The sequence below is a fragment of the Sandaracinus amylolyticus genome, from assembly GCF_021631985.1.
In the GTDB taxonomy this organism is placed as follows: Bacteria; Myxococcota_A; Polyangia; order Polyangiales; family Sandaracinaceae; genus Sandaracinus; species Sandaracinus amylolyticus_A.
In genome coordinates, this window is sequence record NZ_CP070225.1 from 1,091,204 (window position 1) to 1,112,245 (window position 21,042).

The following is a 21,042-nucleotide window of genomic DNA, read 5'->3' on the forward strand; positions in this document are numbered from 1 at the left end:
GTCGGAGTATACGTGCGCTAGGGCAGGGGAATGGGTCAGGATTCCGCCCTTGATTGTCTTGTTGTCCTTGACGCCGCCTGACGGCCGGCCGCGAGTGATCGGATGAGCGCGCCTCGACTCGGACGCTACGAGCTCGTCAGGAAGATCGCCGCCGGCGGCATGGCGGAGATCTTCCTCGCGCGTCAATGGGGTGCGGGCGGGTTCTTCCGAGACGTCGTCATCAAGCGGTTGTTCAAGCACCTCGCGGAGCACCCGCGGCAGCTGCGCATGTTCCAGGACGAAGGGCGCCTGCTCGCGGCGCTCTCGCACCCGAACATCCCGCAGGTCTTCGACCTCGGCTTCGCCGACGGGCACTGGTACATCGCGATGGAGTACGTCGACGGCTGGAACGTCGCCGACGTGTGGAGGCAGGGCGCGAAGACCGGGCAGACGATGCCGATGCAGGTCGCGCTCGGCATCGTGATGCAGGCGTGCGAGGCGCTGCACCACGCGCACGAGCGCGCCGATCGCGCGCGCCGTCCGCTGCGGATCGTGCATCGCGACGTGACGCCGCAGAACCTGATGCTCACCCGCGACGGCGTCGTGAAGCTGATGGACTTCGGGGTCGCGCAGACGACGGCGCGCAAGGACACCGAGGCGGGCGCGGTGCGCGGGACGTTCTCGTACATGGCGCCGGAGCAGGTGCGCGCGAAGCCGCTCGACAAGCGCGCCGACGTGTTCGCGCTCGGCGTGATCATGTACGAGCTGACGACGGGCTCGCGGCTCTTCCGCGGCAGCGACGTGCAGATCATGACGCAGGTCGTGGAGCAGGACGTCGCGCCGCCCTCGACGCGCATCGCGGACTATCCGAGCGACCTCGAGGACATCGTGCTCGGCGCGCTGCAGCGTGATCGTGGGCGGCGCACTCCGTCGGCGGCGCACATCGCGTGGAAGCTCGAGGAGCTCGCGCAGCGCAACGGATTCCTGGTGGGGCCGCGCGCGGTCGCGCGCTACGTCTCGCAGGTCATCCCGGCGGAGCCGATCCTCGAGGAGGATCTCGCGCTGGTGCGACCCGACGCGACGCCGCCGCACGAGATCGCGGCGGAGATCGACGCGGCGCCCGTGCTCGAGAGCGAGACCGTGCAGGAGCTCGTCGACGACGAGGGGCTGCTCGAGGATCTGCAGCTGCTCAGCCTGCCGCCCGACGCCGACGAAGGCGCGCTCGACGACGAGGGCATGCCCGCCCCGATCGCGTTCGACGGCGCGGAGGACATCGACCTCGACGACGACGACGGAGAGCGCGTCACCACGCCGTCCGATCCGCCGCGTCGCGACGACGCGACGCCCGAGGCGATGGGGCTCGCGGATCTGCTCGCGACCGAGCCGGTGAGCACGCGGCCGCCGCGGCCCTCGTACCTTCCGCCGGGCGTCGTCCCGCTGACCGCGGCCGAGGTCGAGAACGAAGAAGAGCAGCGCCCCGTCGTGCTGCTCGGCTCGCCGAAGAAGAAGAGCACGCCGAGCATGTCGCCGAGCGGGCGTGACTACGTGCGCGAGCTGGAGAAGCGGCTCGCTCGCGACGACGACGACCATCGATGATCCACGGGAACCAGCAGGCGGCCGAGCTCGCCGCGCGCGTGGCGGCGCTCGGAGCGCCGCGAGGGGTGTCGGGGGAGGGCGCGGGGCTCGCGCAGCTCTGGCTCTGGCTCGGTCATGCGGAGCGCGCGCGCGCCGAGGCGGAGCGGGCGTTCGCGGACGCCGATCTGCGCGGCGACGAGGTGCAGGCGGGGCACGCGCAGGCCGTGCTCTCGGCGCTCGATGCGCGCACCGGTGATCTCGATCGCGCGCTCTCGCGCGCCGACGACGCGATCGCGCGGCTGCGCTCGAACGATCGCCTCGCCGACGCCGCGGGCGTGATGCTCGACGTGGCCGAGGCGTTGCTCTCGCGCGACGGCCCCGCCGATCTCTCGGCGGCGGCAGCGCGTCTCGCCGAGGCGCGCACTGCGCTCAGCGCCGAGCCGAGCGGTGCGGCGCGCGATCGCCTGCGCCTCTTGCTCGCGTGGGCGCGCGGCGCGACCGGCGACGTCGACGGAGCGATCGCGGAGCTCGAGGCGCTCGAGCCCGCGGCATCGAGCGCGCGCGACCTCGCCTGGCGCGTGCACGCGACGCTCGCGCACCTGCACGAGCTGCGCGGCGCGGAGGTGCACGCGCGGCGCAGCAGCGAGCGCGCGATGGAGCTGCTCGAAGATCTCGCGACCGCGCTGCCGCGCGAGGCGCGCGAGCACTTCTGGCTCGATCCGCGTCGTGCCGCGGCGCGGGCCCGCGCATCGGGCAGCGCGCGCGCGGCGGCGAGCAGCGCGGCGAGCGTCCAGGGCGAGCCGGCGCGCGACGGACGCTGGGCGCGCCTGCTCGAGATCACCAAGCGCCTCGCGGGCGAGCACGAGCTCGATCGGCTCCTCGAGCGCATCACCGACAGCGCGGTCGAGCTCAGCGGCGCCGAGCGCGGCTTCGTGCTGCTGGTGGGCGAGGACGGGAAGCTCGCGCCCGCCGCGGTGCGCGACGCGAAGAGCCCCGACGATCCCCACGTCGTCTTCAGTCAGTCGATCGCCGAGGCGGTGCAGATCGACGGCGAGCCGATCGTGACGGTCGATGCGCGCGCCGACGGACGGCTCAGCGAGTACCTCTCGGTGCACAAGCTGATGCTGCAGTCGGTCGCGTGTCTGCCGATCCGCGATCGCTCGGGCATCGTCGGCGTGCTCTACGTCGAGCACCGCGTGCGCCGCGGGCGCTTCCGCTCGGGCGACGTCGAGCTGCTCCTCGCGTTCGCGGATCAAGCCGCGATCGCGCTCTCGAACGCGCGTCTGCTCGGGGAGAACGAGAAGAAGCGGCGCGAGCTCGAGGCCGCGAACGACGCGCTCGAGAAGGCGAAGGACGAGATCGAGCGCCTGCTCGTCGCACGCACCGCGGAGCTCGACGACGCGCGGCGCGAGCTCGGCCGCGCCCGCGATGCGCTGCGGAGCGCCCACGATCGACACGGCATCGTCGGGCGCAGCGAGGCGATCCGTCGCGTGCTCGCGATCGTCGATCGTGTGCGCGACGCGTCGGTGCCGGTCGTGATCCACGGCGAGAGCGGCACCGGCAAGGAGCTCGTCGCACGCGCGATCCACTACGGCAGCAGCCGCGCGCGCAAGGGCTTCGTCGCGGTGAACTGCGCGGCGATCCCCGAGCAGCTCCTCGAGAGCGAGCTCTTCGGTCACGTGCGCGGCGCCTTCACCGGCGCCGATCGCGATCGCACCGGGGTGCTGGTGCAGGCCTCGGGCGGGACGCTCTTCCTCGACGAGATCGGCGACATGCCGCCGAAGATGCAGGTCGATCTCCTGCGCGTGCTCCAGGACGGCAAGGTGCGCCCGATCGGCTCCGAGGAGGACGTGCTCGTCGACGTGCGGATCGTCTGCGCGTCGAACAAGAGCCTGCGCGATCAGGTGACCAAGGGCCTCTTCCGCGAGGACCTCTTCTATCGCCTGAGCGTCGTCGAGATCCGTCTGCCCGCGCTGCGCGAGCGACGCGAGGACATCCCGCTGCTCTGCGATCACTTCCTCGCGACGATCGCCAAGCGCGAGGAGAGCACGCCCAAGCGCATCTCGCGCGAGGCAGTGCGTCGCCTCGCGTCGCATCCGCTGCCGGGCAACGTGCGCCAGCTCGAGCACGTGCTGATGAACGCGTGCGTGATGGTCGAGGGCGACGTGATCGAGGCAGACGATCTCGCGCTGCTCGGGGACGACTTCCGACCGTCGCTCGATGTCGCGCCCGCGGCCGCGAGCTTCGCCGACGAGGACGACGCGGACGACGAGGGCGACGACGTACGCTCGATCAGCGGCGCGCCGCCGGCGAACCTCGAGGAGTGGAAGACGCTCGAGCGCCGCAAGATCCTCGAGGCGCTCGAGGCCACGAACTGGAACCGCGTGCGCGCGGCCGCGCATCTCGGGATGCCGCGGCGCACGTTCTATCGCCGGCTCAAGGAGTACGACATCCTCTGACGCTTGCTGGTGCACGCGACGGAACGAGGTGCCGGAGCTATGCTCGATCGCATGCGTGCGCGGACCCCGGCGCTCCTCGTGTCGATCGCGCTCGGGGCGACCCTGCTCGCGGGCTGCCCTCGGGAGCTGCAGCCGCCACCGCCGGGCGATGCGGCCGCGTGCGAGGTGCTCGAGGACTGCAACGCCGGACGCAGCTGTGGCGAGCTCGCGCTCTGCGTCGGTGGGTTCTGCGAGGACACGCCCACGTTCGCGATCCCGTGCCCCGGCGACGGTGAGCCCGTCGTGCTCCCGGAGCCCGAGGTCGAGACGGACTGACTACTCGGTGGCCGCGCTCGGGGCGGCGGCTTCGGTGTCCTCTTCGGTCGCGACCGAACCCTCGGCGCCCTCGTCGGACACGTCGTCGCCGCCCTCGCCGACACGCGCGCGCTCGTCGGTCGTCGCGTCCTCGGGCGGCGCTTCACCACGACGCTGGTAGCGCGGTGCCTCACCCGGCCGCGACCAGTCGACCCAGTAGGTCGCGCGGTCGCGGACGTCGAAGTGCACGAACGTGCTGCGCGGATAGTAACCGACGCCCACGCGATCCAACGTGCGCAGGTAGTCGCGGAGCACGGTGTTGGGCACGCCGTCGATCCGGATGTCGATCGCGTGCCCCGCGACGTGCTGGCTCGTCTCGCGCGTGTAGCCGCCCGCGGAGCGGAACCCGCTGACCACGTGGATGGTGCGCCCGCCGAAGTGGTCGGAGACCCGCGCCAGCAGCTCGAGCAAGCGCGAGGGCGGCTGGGGATACCGATCGCGCCGCGTCGCGCCGCGCGGCCGCATCAGCTCCTGCATGCGACGGAGCGACGCGCGCGGTGCACGCCCGCGCGTGTCGACCAGCCGGACGCGCGTGCGGGTGCGGGTCGCGGTGCGGTAGATGGTCGCGACGCCCGGCGTGCGCGGCCGACCCCAGCGCGACGCGGCGCGATCCACCTCGGCCTGCTCGACGTGCCCGGGCAGCACGATGCGCTGACCGACCCGCAGCGACTGCCCGTCCCGAAGCCGGTTGAGGCGCTGCAGGTCCGAGATGCTGCACCCGGCATCATGCGCGATCTCGCTCAGCGTCTGGCCCTCGCGCACGTAGGTCACGCCCGCCTCGGGGACGCGCAGCTCCTGGCCGGGGCGCACCTGGGAGTCGGGCCGGAGCCCGTTCGCCGCGGCGAGGTCGGACACCCGCACGTCGTAGCGACGCGCGATGCGCGCGAGGCTCTGTCCCTCGCGGACGGTGTGCGTGCGCTGGGCGCTCGCCGCGCCGGGCATCGCGAGGACGGCCAGCGCGAGCGCGAGCGTCGCGAGGAGGAGACGGAACGGCGTCATCACGTCGAGGGCGCGCAGGGTTACGCGTGCTCGCGTCCGAAGCAAACGGCACCTCCGGCGCGCCCTCGGTGCTCGCGTCCGCTTTTTTTGATTCGAGCGGACCGCTCTGGGAACATGGCGGTCCGACCTTCGCTCGTTGACAACCGAGAGGAACGCGTGACGTGCCGTGTGCCGCGACGGATCGCCCCGGGATCCGCGAGGTGCCCGACGTGGGATATCAATTAGATGTCAGTTCCATCTAACTTCAGCGTCAATGGATTTGAATTGACGCGAAATGCTTGACGTTCCGGCCGATCCGCGCCAAGACGGGGGAGAGGCTCGGCCTCCCGTTCCGCATCCGCCTTTTCGCCGTATTTCACGGTATCCGCCTTTCGCCATGGAGCACGACGACAAGTTCGCCGCGATCGTGCCGGGCTCCTCCGGTGGGCCGGGCGACGGATCCGTGATCACCGGTGGGTCGATCACGGGCGGAGAGGCGATCGCGGTCTCGCCGGAGCTCGAGACCGGCTCCGGTGGTGGGGCGGTCGCGCCGGCGAAGTCGAACGAGCCGGCGAAGGCGAGCCCGGGCGAGCGTGCCTCGGCCCAGCGTGACCCCGGGAGCCCGGACGGACCGGACGTCGCCGCCCGCGAGGCGGTCGACGAAGAAGAAGAGGACGAGGCGCCGCGAAAGGCGCGTGGGCGCGGGACCGAGAAGGGTCCCACCTCCGACAAGGGCTCGGAGAAGGGCAAGCGCCAGCCCAACAATGTTCGCCGCCTGCGCATCGAGCGAATGATGTCGAAGGCGGAGCTGGCACGTCGTGCGAACCTCTCGGTGCTGACGATCGATCGCGTCGAGAAGGGATACGGGTGCCGCATGGATTCGAAGAGAAAGATCCTCGAGGCACTCGGCTTGAGCCTCGCGGACCGCGTACGCGTGTTCGGCGAGGAGGAGTGATGAAGCCCGATGTCCGAGGGGAAGCACCTGGTCGGGGTCGACATCGGGTCGAGCTCGATCAAGGTCTGTGAGCTGAAGGAGGGGCGCAGGGGCGCGCGCCAGCTGGTGCGCTTCGCGTATCACCCGCTCCCTCCGCAGACCATCGTCGACGGCCACATCATCAACTCCGCAGCGGTGGTGGAGGGCCTCGACAAGCTCTTCCACAAGCAGAAGAACCGCGACGTCGCGCTCCGCGTGAGCGGGCACTCGGTGATCATCAAGAAGATCACCATGCCGCTCATGACGAGCGCCGAGCTCCGCGAGCAGATCAACTGGGAGGCCGAGCAGCACATCCCGTTCGATCTCGCGGAGGTCGAGATCGACTGGCAGGTGCTCCAGCAGCGGCAGGAGCAGGGCCAGATGGACGTGCTCCTCGTCGCGGCCAAGAAGGAAGAGGTCAACGACCTCACGAACATCGCGGCCGAGGCGAAGCTGCGCCCACGCGTGGTCGATCTCGATGCGTTCACGGTGCAGAACGCGTTCGAGGTCACGCAGCAGGGCGGCATCCCGACGGACCGGACGATCGCGTTGATCCACGTCGGCGCGTCGCTGACGACGCTGAACATCCTCAGCGGTGGGACCACTGCGTTCACGCGCGACATCGCGAACGGTGGCAACCAGATCACCGAGGAGATCCAGCGCTCGCTCGGGATCAGCGCCGAAGAGGCCGAGGCCTACAAGTGCGGCGGCGACGGGCGCGGGCTCGTGCCGCGCGAGGTCCCGGAGATCGTGCAGCAGGTCGTCGAGCAGCTCGCGGGAGAGATCCAGCGCTCGCTCGACTTCTATCTCGCGACGAGCGGCGAGGGCGAGGTGCACCGCGTCGTGGTGTCGGGCGGGACCGCGAACATCCGCGCGCTGCTCGACGCGATCGAGCGGCGCGCGCGGGTGCCGGTCGAGCTGCTCGACCCGCTGCGCATCGCGGAAGCTGCGCCGAAGTCGACCGATGCTTCGCTGCTCCAGGCGCGCGCGGCGCAGGCCGCGGTCGCGTTCGGTCTCGCCCTGCGTCGTGAGCGGGAGAAGCTGCAATGATCCGCATCAACCTGCTGCCCGCCGCGAAGAAGCAGGCGCGCGGGGTGAGCGCGGGGGGCGGCGGTGCGACGCCCTGGGCGGTCGGGTACGCGGCGACTGCGCTGCTCACGTGCGTGGTGCTCGCGGTCGTCTACTTCGGCAAGGAGAGCGAGCTCCAGGAGCAAGCGGCGCGCAACGCCGCGCTCGAGACGCAGATCCGACAGCTCACGGCGCAGAGCGCGAGCATCGACGAGGTGCGGGCACAGCTCGCGCGGAGCCAAGAGCTCGAGCAGGTCGTCGCCGAGCTGCAGCGCGCGCGCTTCGGACCGACGCGCGTGCTGATGGAGCTCTCGCGGATCTTGAGCGCGGGCGGTGGGCCTTCGATCGATCCGCAGCGGCTCGAGGAGCTTCGTCGCGGCAATCCGCTCGCGGGGTTCAATCGCGGGTGGGACGCGCGGCGGCTCTGGCTCACGTCGTTCGAGGAGCAGGATCGACAGGTTCGCATCCGCGGGGTCGGGCGGACCAACGAGGACGTCGCGGAGTTCCTGCGACGGCTCGCGCTCTCGGACTCGTTCGAGGCGGTGAACCTGCAGAAGACCGAGGCGGTCGAGGATCGCACGACGCACCTCGCGCTGATCTCGTTCGAGCTCACCGCGACGGTGAGGTACTGAGATGGCCGCAGCACCGACCGCCAAGCCCGCCGGGGGCGCCAAGCAGCCGCAGACCTTCGCCGCGCAGCCCGCCGCGGTGAAGGTGATGCTCGCGGTGTTCATCGTCGCGATCCTCGGGGCGATCTACTACTTCGCGCTGCACACGCCGATGGAGGAAGCGATCTCCAACGAGCAGGGGCGCTTCTCCCAGCTGCAGAACCAGATGCGCGAGGCCGAGGAGCGGCAGCGCGAGTTCATCCGCCTCCGCGAGGAGGTCGCGTCGCGCGAGGGGCTCGATCGCGCGAACATGCGCGTGCTCCCCGAGCAGGCGGAGATTGCGGCGTTCCTCCAGGATCTGAACCGGCTCGCGGAGACGAGCGGCCTCCAGATGCGGCTCGTCGAGCCGCGGCCCGAGGAGCCCGACACCCACTACGTGCGGCTGCCGGTCGCGCTCGGAGTGCGCGGTCGGTATCACCAGCTCGCGCGCTTCTTCTACAACGTGAGCCGGCTCGAGCGCGCGATCAGCATGGAGAACATCGAGCTGACCGAGCCGACGCTGGCCGGCGAGGACGTGGTGCTCGACGTCGGCGTGCTCGCGACGACGTATCGACGTCCGACCGCGCCGCCTCCGGCGCCGGACGGCGCGGCGGCCGCGCCGCAGGGGGGCTGAGCGATGCGCCTCGTCGGACATCACCTGTCGTCGCGGACGCTGCGCGTGCTGGTGCTCGCGCTCGCGCTCGCGGGGTGCGAAGAGGACATCCAGGTCGGTCGCGGCGTGACACCGGAGGCCGGCGGCGCGACCGCCACGCCGACGCCGCCTCCCGACGTCGCGCCGACGACGCCGGCCGCTGCGCCCGACGCGGGCCTGGGGCTCTCGTACCGCGACGACGACTTCGTCGAGGCGGAGACGAACCGCGATCCGTTCCGATCGTTCGCGGAGATCTTCGTCACGCGCCCGACGCGCGAGCCGGTGCAGCGCGAGGTCGTGATGCCGCGCACCGCGATCGACGACATGCGTCTCATCGCGATCGTGAGCGGGATGGCGAACCCGAGCGCGATGCTCGTCGACACCGACGGGACCGGGCACACCGTGCACCGCGGCGACTATCTCGGGCGCCCCGAGGTCGTGCAGACCGGCGGCGAGGACGCGGTGCCGATCACGCTCAACTGGCGCGTGGATCGGATCCGGCCCGGTGAAGTGGTGCTGACGCGCGAAGATCCGACGGCGCCCAATCGGCCGCCGCTGACGCGCGTGATCCCGCTCCACACCGAGACCACCGAAGCGACGCTCTGACGCGCGCCGCATCGTCGCTCACGCGCGCCTCGAGGGGCGTGCGCGACGCCGCGCGCGTGCTCGGAGCGAGATCGCGCCTCGCCGCTTATTTGCGAATCGCGCGATGCGCGTTCGAAGATCACGACGTGGGACGAGAGGAGAGCTCCATGCGTCGGCTGTTCTCGATCGTGGCGATCGTCGCGCTGCTCTGGCAGGGCACGAGCGCGGTGCGGGCGCAGCCGGCGTCCTCTGCGCGCGTGGAAGCGCTCGCGCTGCGCGGTGACGAGACACGCGCCGACGTCGTGATCCGCGGCGCGTTCGACGTGCCGGTCTACGCCGTGCGCAGCCGCGAGGGAGGGCGCGTGGTCGTCGTCGACGTGCAGGGCGCGTCGCTCGGCGATGCGGGCGCGGCGCTCGAGGGCGATGCGTCGCTGATCACGCGGACGACGTCGAGCACCAGCGCGCACGGCGTGCGCATCGAGCTGGAGACGCGCAGCGCGGTGTCGTATCGCGTGCGCGCGTCGTCGGGACGGATCCAGCTGCGGCTCGAGGCGCTGCCCGAGGCGAGCGAGGAGAGCGAGAGCGCGGTGCCGGTGGTGTCGGGCGCAGCGGAGCCCGAGCGCGAGCGCGTGGTGGACGCGGACGCGCCGCTCGCGGTGCGTGGCGTGACCGTCGAGCGTCGCGACGGACGCGATCGTGTGGTGGTCTCGCTGAGCCGTGGCGCGGAGTTCCGGCTGCTGCCGGGGCGTGTCGGGCCGGCGCGGCTCGAGCTGCCCGCGGCGGAGATCGCGCCGGGCGCGCGTCGCGAGGTGCGCGTCGAGGGCGACGACGGAGTCGTGCGCAGCGTGCGCGTGCGCGGCAGCGACGGGCGCACGATCGTCGAGGTCGATCGCGCCGAGGGCGCGACCGGCACCGCGATCCGCGAGGGCGATCGCATCGTGTGGCTCTTCGCGGCGCCGCCGCCGAGCGTCGACGATCGCCCGCGCTCGCGCACCATCTCGCGCGAGACGCACCTCGACGAGGAGCTCGGCACCCTCGACGACGCGGGCGCGAGCGAGATCGAGTCGGAAGAGGCCGCGGCGTTCCTCACCGACGTCCCGCTGCAGGTCGATGCCGCGCGCGGATCGCGCCAGTACCGCGGGCGTCGCATCGATCTCGACTTCAACAACGCCGACATCCACAACATCCTCCGCCTCCTCGCGGAGGTCGGCGGCGTCAACATCGTCACCAGCGACGACGTCACCGGCACCGTCACGATCCGCATGCGGAACGTGCCGTGGGATCAGGCGCTCGAGGTCGTGCTGCAGGCCAAGGGCCTCGGCATGGTGCGCCGTGGGAACCTGATCCGCGTCGCGCCGCTCTCGACGCTCGAGAAGGAGCGCGAGGCTGCGATCGCGCGTCGCAAGCAGCAGGTGGAGCTCGCGCCGCTCGAGACGCGCCTGGTGCCGGTGAGCTACGCGACCGCGAGCGAGCTCGAGCCGCGGGTGCGCGAGCTGCTCTCGCCGCGCGGCACCGTGAGCGTCGACGAGCGCACCAACGTGCTGATCGTGCGCGACATGGTCGAGGCGCTCGACGACGTCGAGGAGCTGGTGCGCACGCTCGACACGCAGACGCCGCAGGTGCTCGTCGAGGCGCGCATCGTCGAAGCGACGAGCCAGTACATCCGCGACGTCGGCATCCAGTGGGGCGGCGACGTGACGATGAGCACCGCGACCGGGAACCCGACGGGCCTCGTGTTCCCGTCGTCGGTGGGCGTCGCGGGCGGCGCGTACGATCAGCAGACGCCGACCGCCGGCCTCTCGCCGTTCTCGCGCCAGGTCGCCGTGCCGAACTTCGGCGTGAACCTCCCCGCGACGGTCGGCACCGGCGCCGGCGGCGCGCTCGGTCTCACGCTCGGATCGCTCGGCGGGAACGTGCACCTCGCGGTGCGCCTCAGCGCCGCGGAGGCGAGCGGCACCGTCCGCATCATCTCGAGCCCGCGCATCCTGACGCTCGACAACCACGAGGCGCACATCGCGCAGGGCACGCTGATCCCGTACTCGCAGATCAGCGCGCAGGGCGTCCAGACCGCGTTCCAGGAAGCGAAGCTCGAGCTGCGCGTGCGACCGCACGTGACGAGCGACGGCAGCGTCGCGATGCACGTGCGCATCACGCGCGACGAGCCCGACTTCACGCGGACCTCGGTGCGCGGCGATCCGACGATCCTCAAGCGCGAGGCGGAGACCGATCTGCTCGTCGACGACGGGCACACCGCGGTCATCGGCGGCATCTACACGCGCACCACGGGCCGCAACGTCGATCAGGTACCGTTCTTCGGCGACATCCCGATCCTCGGCGTGCTCTTCCAGCGCCGTCGCGTGCGAGACGAGCGCAGCGAGCTGCTGATCTTCCTGACGCCGCGCATCGTGAACCGCGACGAGGCGCTGCGGCGGTAGTCAGAAGCGCAGCAGTGGGAGCTCGACGCGCCCGGGAGGCAGAGTGCCCCCGGGCGCTTGTCCTCCGTCGCTCGCCGCGACGCCGATCGCGACGCCTGCGCCGACCACGATCACCGCGCCGCCGATCAGCGCCCAGAACCACCATTCCTCGGCGATCGAGCCGCCCGCGTCGCCGCGCACCGGGACCGACGAGGGCACGAGCGGACCGCCCGCGCGCGCGACCACACGATCGCGCCCATCGCGCAGCTCGGCGTAGAGCTCGATCGATCCCACGCCCGCGGGCACGTCGACCGATGCGACGAAGCGCTCGCCGTCGCGCTCCGCGTCGATCGTGCGCCACTCGAGCTCGCCCTCGTTGCGCGCGAGCACGCGCACCGTCGCGCGATCGCTCGGACGCCCTTCGACGTCGATCGCGACGCGCGTGCTCGACCCCGCGCGCGCGGCGCTCGGCGCTTCGAGGTGCAGCGCGATCTCGGGATCGAGCGCGGCGTCGGGGACCATCCGCGCGCGCACGGTCTCGACGAAGCGACGGATGCGCGGCGAGCCGCTGGGCTCGCGCACCGCCCAGTAGGGATCGATGCGGAACAGCGACTCGAACGCTTCGCGCGCCGCCTCTTCACGATCGAGCACCACGAGCGCCGAGCCCATCGTCTCGAGCGCGCTCGCGCGCTCCACGTCGCGTGCTCCCGGGGTGCCGAGCGCACGTCGCGCCGCGTCGACCGCGCCGGCGAACTCGAGCTCCGCGTAGAGCCGTCGCGCCTCGTCGACCTGGCGCTGCGCGTCGCTCGGTGCCTGCGCGTGTGCGCGCGCCGTCGTCAGCACGAGCGCGAAGATCACGATCCGTGTGCTCAGGGTCGCCACGACGTCACCGTGGAGCTCGCGTCCAGCACTGCGATCTCTCGCGCGCCATCACCGTCGGCGTCGAGCACGGCGAGATCGATCCCGACCGCATCGAGCGTCTCGTCCGACTCGACCCAGAGCCCGCGCGCGTCGCGCGCCCACACGCTCAGCGCGCCCGCAGCATCGAGCGCGACGATCTCGTCGATGCAGTCGCCGTCGAGGTCGACGGTCTCGAGGCGACGCGCGTCGGCCGCGAGCATCGGTGCGGTCGCGCCGGTGCGATCCTCGAGCAGACCGTCGCCGCGGTTGAGCGCGATGCGGAGCGTCGCGCCCGTCGCGCTCACGAGATCGAGCGCGCCGTCGCCATCGAGATCGCCGAGCGCGATCGGTCCGGTCGCGGTCGCGATCGATCCGGGCAGCGCGCCCGGCTCCTCGCGGAACCCCGACTCGAGCGCCAGCAGCACGCGCGTCGCGGTGTCGCTCGTCGCGACGAGATCGTCGCGGCCGTCGCCGGTGAGATCGCCCGCGAGCACGCGGGTGAACACGCCCGTCGCGAGCAGGCGCGGCGCGTCCTCGTCCCACGCGCTGAGCACGAGGCCGCCCTCGGACGCGATCGCGATCGCGCGCGCGCCCTCGTCGGTGCGCACCCCCGTCGCGACGTCGCGCGCCGCCGTGCCGATCGTGGTCGAGGCCGCGTCGGGATCGTCGCCACGCACCACGCGCGCGCCCTCGGGGCCGGCGAGCACGACGTCGATCAGACAGTCGCCGTCGAGATCGCCGCTCGCGAGCGGCAGCGCGCCGATCGCCTCGAGCTCGGCGATCGTCGTCGTGTCGAGCGCGACCAGCGCGCCCTCGGTGTCGATCGCGAGCAGCTCGTCGCGACCATCGGCGTCGACGTCCGTCGCGTGCAGGCGGGCGCCCTCGGGGAGCGCGTCGAACGCGCCGAGCTCGCGCGCCGGGCTGGGCTCGACGTCGCGCGGCATGCAGCGCACCGCGCGCAGCCGCTGCTCGACGACGCCCTGATCGCCGAACCGCGCTTCGCTCGACGCCCGCGCGACCGTGCGCCCGTCGCGCGACACCCGTGCGCTCAAGGTGAGCGCGTCGCTCACTCGCTCGCCCGCGACGAACGTCAGCGAGCGCTCGCCCGCGGGCAGCGTCGCGACCTCGTAGGACGAGGCGAACACGACCTCGCCCGAGGCGGATGCGACGAGGCACACGGAGTCGCCGTCGGCGTCGTCGATTTCCAAGAGCACCCGGACGGCGCGTTCGCTTCCGCACGCGACGCACAGCGACATGACGACGAGCCCCATCGCGGGCGGCGAAAACGCTCGCACCGCGCCTACATACCACGCGCGCGCTTCGTATACTGCGCCATGCTTCTTGGCCTGCGGGGCGATCGCCCCGGTGCTCGCGATCCACGCGCGCTCACGCCAGTCCTCGTCGCGCTGTTCGCGATCGCGAGCGCGTCGTGCGGCGCGCGATCGACGCTCGACATCCGTCAGTGGGAGGCCGGCGCCGGTCCGGTCCCATCGCCCGAGCGCTGCAACGGCATCGACGACGATCTCGACGGCCTCGTCGCGAGCGGCGTGCTCGACGGCGGCGTGATGGACGGCGGGGTCTGCGGCCGTGACGGCGGTTGCGATCTCGATCAGCGCGTCGACGAGGACTTCCGCGACGATCTCGGGCGCTACGTGCACCCCGAGCACTGCGGCGCGTGCGGCCGCGCGTGCACGGTGGAGAACGTCGAGCGCTCGGTCGAGGTGACCTGCGGCATCGTCGAGGAGAGCCCGGTGTGCGTCGCGCTCGCATGCGAGCCCGGCTTCGCGCCGTCGAGCACCGGGCGCTGCGTGCCGATCTGGGATCGCCTCTGCCTGCCCTGCGCCGACGACGGCGACTGCGGGGACCTCGCGATGGGCGCGAGCTGCTCGTTCCTCGCGGGCGAGCGTCGCTGCACGATCGACTGCGCGCTCGGGTGCCCCGACGGCTATGCGTGCCTCGAGGGCGTGTGCGCCCCCGAGGGCGGCAGCTGCTCGTGCGAGCCCGGCGACGACTTCGATCTCGCGTGCGCGCTGATCGATCCCGAGGGCCTTCGCTGCGCCGGCAGCGCCACGTGCGACGACGGAGCGCTCTCCGAGTGCGTCGCGCCCGACGAGGTGTGCGACGAGGTCGACAACGACTGCGACGGCACGATCGACGAGGGCTATCGCGACGCGCGCGGCGCGTACATCCTCGACATCCACCACTGCGGCGAGTGCGGCGTCGACTGCACGCTGAGCACGGTGCCCGAGGGCGATCTCGTGTGCGGCGGCGATCCCTTCGTGCCGACGTGCGTGCTCTCGTGCCCGGATGCCGAGGACGGGATCCAGCCGGGCGACGAGATCGACGGCGATCGCGACATCGCGACCGGCTGCGAGTGCACGGTGACGGCGCTCTCCGACGTGCCGGGCCCGGTGCGCGCGAGCGGCGAGATGCTCGACGTGAACTGCGACGGCGCCGACGGCATCGTCGTGCAGAGCTTCTACGTCGCGGCCGATGGCAACGATGCGTGGCCGGGATCGCCGACGCGCCCGCTGCGTCACATCGACGTCGCGCTCGAGCGCGCGGCGATGTCGCTCGAGACCGGGAGCCCGCGACCGCACGTGTTCGTCGCGGTCGGGCTCTACACCGAGACGCTGCACGTGCCCGACGGAGTGCAGCTGCACGGCGGCTATCGGCGCGACTTCCTCTCGCTCGATCCCGACGGTTTCCGCGTCGAGGTGCGCGCGCCCAGCGACACCACCGCGCCCGGCGGCGCGGCGATGGAAGTGCGCGGCGCGGGCGAGCGCGAGACGGTGATCGAGTGGATCTCGCTGCGCGGCGTCGATGCGGACGGTCCCTCGGAGGCCGCGTTCGGCGCGTACCTGCTCGATCCCGGACCGCGCTTCGTGATGCGCGACATGACGGTGCGCGCAGGCGTGCCGGGCAGCGGTGTCGCGGGCGCGAACGGGGTCGCGGGCGTCGGCGGGATGTCGATGCCGGAGGTCGGCGAGGTGCCGCGCGGTGCGATCGAGGACGGCGCGCATCGCTGCCTCTCCGGCGACGCGCGCAACGTGGTGCGTGGCGGGCGCGGCGGGCGGAACGTGTGCGACGGAGTCGAGACGCACGGCGGCGACGGTGGCTCGCCGCGCTGCCCGATGATGTCGACGTTCCAGCCTGCCGGGGTGGTGGGACGCAGCGCGGGCACCGCGCCGGGCGGTGCGGGCGGCAACGGTGGTCAGGACTCGCGCGGTCCGATCACGCGTGAGACCGGCACGTGTCCGACCGCGGTGTGCTGCGGGCTCGCGGACTTCTCGGTGCCGACCGACTTCACCGGGCCGCAGCCGGGACGTCCCGGCAACGACGGCGTGAACGGTGCGGCGGGCAGGTCGTGCGCCGAGGCGTTCGGGCGCTTCGAGGACGATCGCTGGGTCGGCGTCGACGCGACCCTGGGCACCGTGGGCCGCCCGGGAAGCGGTGGCGGCGGTGGCGGCGCGGGCGGCGGCGCCGAGATGCAGTGGTTCGATCGCTCGTGCGAGTTCGTCGACGGGCTCGGCGGCGGCGGCGGTGGTGGCGGCGCCGGTGGGTGCGGTGGGCAGCCCGGTCGCGCCGGCACCAGCGGTGCGCCCTCGGTCGCGATCCTCGTGCGCTACACGGCGGGCGCGCCCACGACGGTGCCGACGATCTCCGGCGTGACGATCGCGCCCAGCGACGGTGGTCGCGGCGGCGACGGCGGCGCCGGCGGCGACGGCGGGCAGGGCGCGAACGGCGCGTTCGGCGGCGCGCTCGATCGCGCGACGCGCACCACGCCGACGCTCGCCGGGCCCTTCGCGGGCGCGCGCGGCGGGCAGGGTGGCAACGGCGGCGCGGGCGGCGGTGGTGGCGCGGGCTGCGGCGGTGCGTCGGTCGGTGTGTGGATCACCGGCGTCTCGAGCGAGCCCGCGGGCGTCGGTGCGTGGCGCTCGGGGAACACGTTCGAGCTCGGTCGCGGTGGGCTCGCGGGGCGCGGTGGCGGCGGTGCGGCGGCGGCGATGGACGGTGCGGCGGGAGGGTCGAGCGATGTCGTCGTTCGTTGAGCGTTCGCTGCTGCTCTGTGCTGCGGTCGCCGTGCTGAGCGGCTGCTACGAGGCCCACCTCTGCGGCACGCCCGAGGTCTGCAACCTGCGCGACGACGACTGCGACGGGCGCGCCGACGAGGGCTTCGTCGACGACGACGGCGTCTATCGCAGCGTCGAGGCGTGCGGGCAGTGCGGCATCGTCTGCGCCGACGTCTTCCCGACCGCCGAGCTCGTCGAGTGCGTCGACGACGACGAGAACGGTCCGACCTGCGTGATCGTGACCTGCGCCGAGGGCTTCCATCGCGCCGGCGACGGCGCGTGCGTGCCCGACGTGCCCTCGCTCTGTCTGCCCTGCACGACCGACGAGGACTGCGGCCTGCGCCTGCCCGGCGCGCGCTGCCTCGAGACCGCGACCGGCGCGATGCGCTGCGGTCAGCCCTGCGACGAGACCGTGCTCTGCCCCGAGGGCTTCGAGTGCGTGCCCGGCATGCCCGAGGGCGATCCCGGTCAGTGCGTGCCGCTGAGCGGCATCTGCGCGTGCGGCGAGGGCACCGAGGGCGTCGAGCTCGCGTGCATCCTCGAGAGCCCGGACGACGGTCATCGCTGCGCCGGCATCCAGCGCTGCGGCGCCGAGGGCCCGAGCGAGTGCGAGCCCGCGCTCACCGAGGTCTGCAACACGCAGGACGACGACTGCGACGGCGGGTTCGACGAGGACTTCCGCGACGAGGAAGGACGCTACATCGCGCGCCTGCACTGCGGTGGATGCGCGACCCCGTGCGTCGAGCCGGGGCCGAACATGATCGCCGAGTGCCTCCCCGACGGCGCCGCGCCGAACGTGCGCTGCGAGGTCGAGTGCCTCGAGGGCTTCGTCGACGTCGATCGCATCCTCGCGAACGGCTGCGAGTGCGAGCGCTGGGACGGATCCGGTCCGCCGCCTGCGGTGGGCGGCGACGCGGACTGCGACGGCGTTCCCGACGACACGTCGGACTTCGTCTACGTGAGCGTCACCGGGAGCGACACCAACCCCGGCACGCTCGCGCGTCCGATGCGCACGCTCGCCGCCGCGCAGGAGCGCGCGCGCACGCAGGGCAAGGACGTGCTCGTCTCGCGCGGCATCTACGACGGGCCCTTCGACGTCGTCGGTGGCGTGAGCGTGTTCGGCGGGTACTCGCCGGACTTCCGCGATCGCGATCTCGAGCTCTATCCGGTGTTGATCGAGCGCAGCGCCGCCGAGGCGGGCACGCCGCCGCTCACGTGTCGCAACGTGACCGCGGCGACGCGCATCGAGGGCTTCGTGATCCAGGGCAGCGACGCGACGCGCGAGGGCACGGGCAGCACGGCGGTGCTGGTCGACGGATGCGGCGCCGCGGTTCGCTTCGCGTCGCTCACCGTCCTCGCGGGCCGCGGCGCCGACGGCGTGCGCGGCGACGACTCGAGCACGAACCTGCGCGACTGGGGCCTCGCCACGCTCACCCAGCTCGACGGGACGCGCGGCAGCGAGGGCGCGCCGGGCAACACCGACGGCATCGCGTGCCGGCGCGTCGAGGGCGGCGCCGGTGGGCGCCAGTCGTGCCGCAGCGTCGACGTGAGCGGCGGGCGCGGTGGTGCCGCGGAGTGCCCGGGGAACATCTGCACCAACGGCGCGGCTTGCGCGAACGCGGGCTGCACCGACTTCACGAGCGGCGGTGTGTGCGACATCGATCGCGTGCTCGCGCTCGCGACGCCGAACCCCGCGGCGCAGGCGGGACGCGGCCCGATGCCGGGCGCGGCGGGTGAGCTCTCGTTCAACGCGCCGACGAACCGCGGCGTCTGCAACTTCTGCGACGACAACCCGACGCTGCTGCGCGACGGCGGCAACGGCGACGACGGCGAGACCGGCGCGAACGGCGGCGGCGGGCTCGGGTGCAGCGCACCGCCGATCGTCGACGCGCAGGGCCGTCTGGCAGGCCGGCGCGGCACCGACGGAACGTCGGGCACCGACGGCAGCGGCGGCGGCGGCGCGACCGCGGGCGGCGGCTACGAGGTCATCGGCGGCACATCGGGCAGCTGCGCCGATCGCAGCGGCGGCAGCGGTGGTGGTGGCGGCAGCGGCGGCTGTGGCGCGCCCCAGGCCGACGGCGGCGGCGGCGCGGGCCACTCGGTCGGCGTGCTCGTCATCGCGCGCGGCGGACCGGGCCCGACGTTCGAGAGCACGGTGCGCATCGTGACCGCGAGCGGCGGGCGCGGCGGCGACGGCGGCGTCGGCGCGGCGGGTGGCGCGGGCGGCACCGGCGCGGGCGGCGGCGTCGGTCGCTTCTGGTGCGCGCGCACCGGAGGTCGCGGCGGCGACGGCGGCCGTGGCGGCGCGGGCGGCGGTGGCGGCGGTGGATGCGGTGGTGGCAGCCACGGCGTGTACATCAGCGGCGCCGACGCGGCGTATCGCGATGCGGTCGCGGCGTCGGTGATGATCGAGCGCGCGGGCGTCGCGGGGCGCGGTGGGCGCGGCGGGTTCTCGCCGGGCATGTCGGGCACCGACGGCACGAACGGCACCGACGTGGCCGTCGTGCTCGCGCCGTGAGGGTGGCTCGCGGTGAGGTGATCTCGAGGACGATCTGGGTGCTCACCGTGAGGCTTCGGTGTGCACGTTCGCGCAAGGGCGCGCTGGCGCGCGCTCGCGCTCACAGCTGTTTCGTTTGGGTCTCGTCGAGCGGGCCGCTCGTGGTGGGGTTGCTTCGCGGTGGGCGCGATCTCGAGTCCCCGCAGATCGTGCTCGGCGATGTGATCTCGAGAGCGGTCGCGATCTTCGACGCGCTCGCGATCTCGAGAACGCGCACTCGCACGCGCACGCTCTCCCCGCACGCGCCCCCGCCCTCGCCCCCGCACCCGCCCTCGCCCCCGCACCCGCCCTCGCCCCCGCACCCGCCCTCGCCCCCGCACCCGCCCCCGCCCCTGGCGCGCTTCTCCCGCCCGTTGCTACCGTCCCGCGCGGGAGGGCAGCCATGCCGAGAAAGCTGAGAGCGCAAGAGACACTCGACACCATCGAGGACGAGATCCTCTTCACCCGCGCGGCCGTAGAGGCCGACCCCGACGCGGCGGATCTGCTCCCGATGACCGACTCCTGGCTCGCGCTGGTCGACGCCACGCGGGCGGCCGATCGCGCGGCCCGCATCGCGGGGACGAGCGCGAGCGCCCTGCGCATCGTCGCGAACGGACGACTCGACGACGCGTGCACCCGCTTCGGCCGCACCCTCGCGATCGACACGCCGACGACCTCGCCGCGCTGGCGGCGCTTCTTCAGCACCGCGATCTCGTCGTGGATCGATCAGCGTCTCGTCGCCCAGGTCGCCACGGTCCGTGGGTGGCTGACGATCACCGACGAGCCCGTGCTCGAGGCGCACCGCGCGCCGCTCGCGCAGTGGAGCGAGTCCGCGCAGGTCGCGCTCGACCGCACCGCCGCGAGCGCCCAGACCCGCGGCGCGGCGCAGATCGCGCGCGAGTCGCTGGCCGAGGATCTGACCCGCGAGCGCGACGGCCTGTACGCCGCGCTGCTGCAGCGAGCAGGCGAGCGCAGCCTCGCGCGCGACTGGGCGGCGCGCTTCTTCCGCGTCGAGCGCCGCCGCGGCGACCCCGACGCCGAGCCCGAAGGCCCGCAGGGCCCCGCCGCCTGATCGGAGCCCGCGCTCCGGCGGCCGGATTCGCAGATCGTGACGTCCGCGAGGGCGCCTCCCGACCCCGGGCAGGCGCCCTCGCGCGCTCGAGGAGGCCGATCCGGCGCCCGGAGCGCGCTCTCGGACGCGCGATCCGACCCTTCCGGCGCCGAGATCGCGGCCCCCACGGGCCCGCGGGAGCCCGCCGGGCGGCCGGATCACGCCTTCCGCGCGTCACATGTATCGAATTCGGGACACGACCGGAGTGCTCGCGAAGCAGCCGGCGGACGGGAGTGCCCGTCTCGGGCAGCGAGCCGTTGAATTCGCTCGCCGGAGAGCCCGCTCGGACCTTCTGGACGACGCGCGAAGGAGCGAGCGAGCATCACCCGATGGTGGCTCGCGCCGTCGTCCTCGCGCTGCTCCTGCTCGTCCCGATGCGCGCGCTCGCGCGCGACGTGCCCGTCTCCGACGCGACATCACTCCGCGCCGCGCTCGCCGATGCACGGCCCGGCGACGTCATCGTGCTCGCCGACGGCACCTACGACGTCGACGCGAACCTCCGGTGCGACGCCGACGGATCCGCGGACGCACCCATCGTCGTGCGCGCCGTGACCGCGCTCGGCGCCCACGTCCGCTTCGACGCGGTCGAGGGGTTCGTCGTGCGTGGCGCGCACTGGCGCTTCGAGGATCTCGAGGTCGAGGGCGTCTGCGCCGACGACAGCGCGTGCGAGCACGCGTGGCACATCGTGGGCGACGCCGATCGCACCGTCGTCCGCGGCAACCGCGCGCACGGCTTCA

15 protein-coding genes are annotated in these 21,042 nt (G+C 73.0%); 12 read left to right on the forward strand and 3 right to left on the reverse strand.

Annotation, left to right across the window (positions count from 1 at the left end; all coding sequences use genetic code 11):
• The first annotated feature begins 102 nt into the window (after positions 1 to 102).
• The 3 genes from I5071_RS04525 to I5071_RS04535 are packed head-to-tail and all read left to right on the forward strand — an operon-like array spanning position 103 to position 4,328.
• Positions 103 to 1,575 carry a serine/threonine protein kinase gene (locus tag I5071_RS04525; RefSeq protein ID WP_236604144.1) on the forward strand — a complete coding sequence of 491 codons (1,473 nt, stop codon included), beginning with the start codon at positions 103 to 105 and terminating at the stop codon, positions 1,573 to 1,575.
• The gene (locus tag I5071_RS04530; protein WP_236604145.1) at positions 1,572 to 4,013 is read left to right on the forward strand and encodes a sigma-54-dependent Fis family transcriptional regulator; all 2,442 of its coding nucleotides are present in this window, start codon (positions 1,572 to 1,574) and stop codon (positions 4,011 to 4,013) included. The genes I5071_RS04525 and I5071_RS04530 overlap by 4 nt, the downstream gene beginning before the upstream one ends.
• A 51-nt stretch (positions 4,014 to 4,064) precedes the next feature.
• Positions 4,065 to 4,328 carry a hypothetical protein gene (locus tag I5071_RS04535; RefSeq protein ID WP_236604146.1) on the forward strand — a complete coding sequence of 88 codons (264 nt, stop codon included), beginning with the start codon at positions 4,065 to 4,067 and terminating at the stop codon, positions 4,326 to 4,328.
• Here I5071_RS04535 and I5071_RS04540 read toward each other — a convergent pair whose 3' ends face one another.
• Entirely contained in the window at positions 4,329 to 5,366 is a 1,038-nt protein-coding gene (locus tag I5071_RS04540; protein WP_236604147.1) for a LysM peptidoglycan-binding domain-containing protein, read from the reverse strand.
• A 376-nt stretch (positions 5,367 to 5,742) separates the two neighbouring features.
• Here I5071_RS04540 and I5071_RS04545 point away from each other — a divergent pair, with 376 nt between their 5' ends.
• The 6 genes from I5071_RS04545 to I5071_RS04570 all read left to right on the forward strand — a co-directional run bounded on the left by I5071_RS04545 (position 5,743) and on the right by I5071_RS04570 (position 11,705).
• Positions 5,743 to 6,300, forward strand: a complete 558-nt coding sequence (locus I5071_RS04545) for a helix-turn-helix transcriptional regulator (protein WP_236604148.1) — start codon at positions 5,743 to 5,745, stop codon at positions 6,298 to 6,300.
• Between the two features lie 9 nt (positions 6,301 to 6,309).
• Entirely contained in the window at positions 6,310 to 7,368 is a 1,059-nt protein-coding gene (gene pilM, locus I5071_RS04550) for a type IV pilus assembly protein PilM (protein ID WP_236604149.1), read from the forward strand.
• Positions 7,365 to 8,018 carry a PilN domain-containing protein gene (locus I5071_RS04555; protein ID WP_236604150.1) on the forward strand — a complete coding sequence of 218 codons (654 nt, stop codon included), beginning with the start codon at positions 7,365 to 7,367 and terminating at the stop codon, positions 8,016 to 8,018. The genes pilM and I5071_RS04555 overlap by 4 nt, the downstream gene beginning before the upstream one ends.
• A gap of 1 nt (position 8,019) precedes the next feature.
• Positions 8,020 to 8,667, forward strand: coding sequence for a type 4a pilus biogenesis protein PilO (locus tag I5071_RS04560; protein WP_236604151.1), 648 nt, complete (start codon positions 8,020 to 8,022; stop codon positions 8,665 to 8,667).
• A gap of 3 nt (positions 8,668 to 8,670) precedes the next feature.
• Positions 8,671 to 9,291, forward strand: a complete 621-nt coding sequence (locus I5071_RS04565) for a pilus assembly protein PilP (RefSeq protein WP_236604152.1) — start codon at positions 8,671 to 8,673, stop codon at positions 9,289 to 9,291.
• 146 nt (positions 9,292 to 9,437) lie between these two features.
• Positions 9,438 to 11,705, forward strand: coding sequence for a type IV pilus secretin PilQ (locus I5071_RS04570; RefSeq protein ID WP_236604153.1), 2,268 nt, complete (start codon positions 9,438 to 9,440; stop codon positions 11,703 to 11,705).
• On the opposite strand, the gene I5071_RS04575 is transcribed toward I5071_RS04570, so the two are convergent.
• Both I5071_RS04575 and I5071_RS04580 read right to left on the reverse strand, forming a co-directional pair.
• Positions 11,706 to 12,566 carry a hypothetical protein gene (locus I5071_RS04575; RefSeq protein ID WP_236604154.1) on the reverse strand — a complete coding sequence of 287 codons (861 nt, stop codon included), beginning with the start codon at positions 12,564 to 12,566 and terminating at the stop codon, positions 11,706 to 11,708.
• Positions 12,554 to 14,251 (reverse strand): FG-GAP repeat domain-containing protein, encoded by a 1,698-nt coding sequence (locus I5071_RS04580; protein ID WP_236604155.1) that lies wholly within the window; start codon positions 14,249 to 14,251, stop codon positions 12,554 to 12,556. Before I5071_RS04580 ends, I5071_RS04575 begins: the two co-directional genes overlap by 13 nt.
• On the opposite strand from I5071_RS04580, the gene I5071_RS46580 reads away from it, so the two are divergent.
• From I5071_RS46580 to I5071_RS04595, 3 genes are all read left to right on the forward strand, one after another.
• Positions 14,150 to 16,636 carry a hypothetical protein gene (locus tag I5071_RS46580; protein WP_268921211.1) on the forward strand — a complete coding sequence of 829 codons (2,487 nt, stop codon included), beginning with the start codon at positions 14,150 to 14,152 and terminating at the stop codon, positions 16,634 to 16,636. The two genes, I5071_RS04580 and I5071_RS46580, sit on opposite strands and share 102 nt — an antisense overlap.
• Positions 16,620 to 19,175, forward strand: coding sequence for a hypothetical protein (locus I5071_RS04590; protein ID WP_236604156.1), 2,556 nt, complete (start codon positions 16,620 to 16,622; stop codon positions 19,173 to 19,175). The genes I5071_RS46580 and I5071_RS04590 overlap by 17 nt, the downstream gene beginning before the upstream one ends.
• Positions 19,176 to 19,596: 421 nt before the next feature.
• The gene (locus I5071_RS04595) at positions 19,597 to 20,265 is read left to right on the forward strand and encodes a hypothetical protein (protein ID WP_236604157.1); all 669 of its coding nucleotides are present in this window, start codon (positions 19,597 to 19,599) and stop codon (positions 20,263 to 20,265) included.
• Positions 20,266 to 21,042: the final 777 nt, after the last annotated feature.